The sequence below is a fragment of the Clostridium rectalis genome, assembly GCF_900626095.1.
In the GTDB taxonomy this organism is placed as follows: domain Bacteria; phylum Bacillota; class Clostridia; order Clostridiales; family Clostridiaceae; genus Clostridium_AS; species Clostridium_AS rectalis.
Genome location: NZ_UYZZ01000029.1, coordinates 1 through 890 on the forward strand (window position 1 = coordinate 1; position 890 = coordinate 890).

1 pseudogene is annotated in these 890 nt (G+C 21.2%); it reads left to right on the forward strand.

Annotated features, from left to right (window positions below):
* Positions 1-652, forward strand: a pseudogene (locus tag EJL03_RS15855) (hypothetical protein); the annotation flags it as partial.
* Positions 653-890 lie beyond the last annotated feature (238 nt).

The window sequence follows — 890 nt, forward strand, 5'->3', positions numbered from 1 at the left end:
TACTATAAACCATGATTTAATGAACAAATCAATTTTACTTACAGAAAAATTCAAAGAAAAAAACATGTATGTTAATAATCTACTTGAGAATATAAATAAAATCTCTATTGAAAAATCTAATATTGAAAATGAATATAACTCTCTTAAAACACAGCTTGAGAACAAAATAAAGGAAAATAAGACCATAAAATTAAAATTAGAAGAAAATAATAATTTAAACAAAAATTTAAATAACATAATAGATAAATTACAGAATAATGCTATTACAACTATGCAAAACATAAAAATAGAGCATATTACAGAAATAAAAAATATAAAACAACAACTTGTGGAAAGTGAAAATAAAATTAAAAATTTATATGATATAAATAAAAATTTAGAACTTGAAAATAATAAAATAAAAGAAAGCCTAGAAAAATCCCAAAATCATATTTTTTCAAATTTAAGAAATAAATACGATACTGAAGTTTTAACTATAAAACAACAATTAGAAGAAAAAGAACAAAATTTTGAATATATAAAAAATTATTCAAAAAAATTAGAAGCTAGCTTAAGAGAGTTGGAAACTGAAAATTCCTCAATAAAGGAACAGTTAGAAAATTCTAAAAGCAAAGGTTTTTTTGACAAATTTTTCAATAAGTCTTATAAATAGTTTTTTATTTGAAATAATATATTACTATCGCACTAAATATTTTAGTGCGATAGTTTTTAATGTCTATTACAATACTATTTCTGTCCTATCCAAGTATAAATTTTTATGCCCCATTAAAATTTGTAATCTTACAGATTGAAAATGCTTCCGCAGTATTATTAACTGTATTTTGTCCTAATAATATTCCTAACCCAACATTTCTTACTGTTAAATTTTCAAAAACGGCATTATTCCCTTG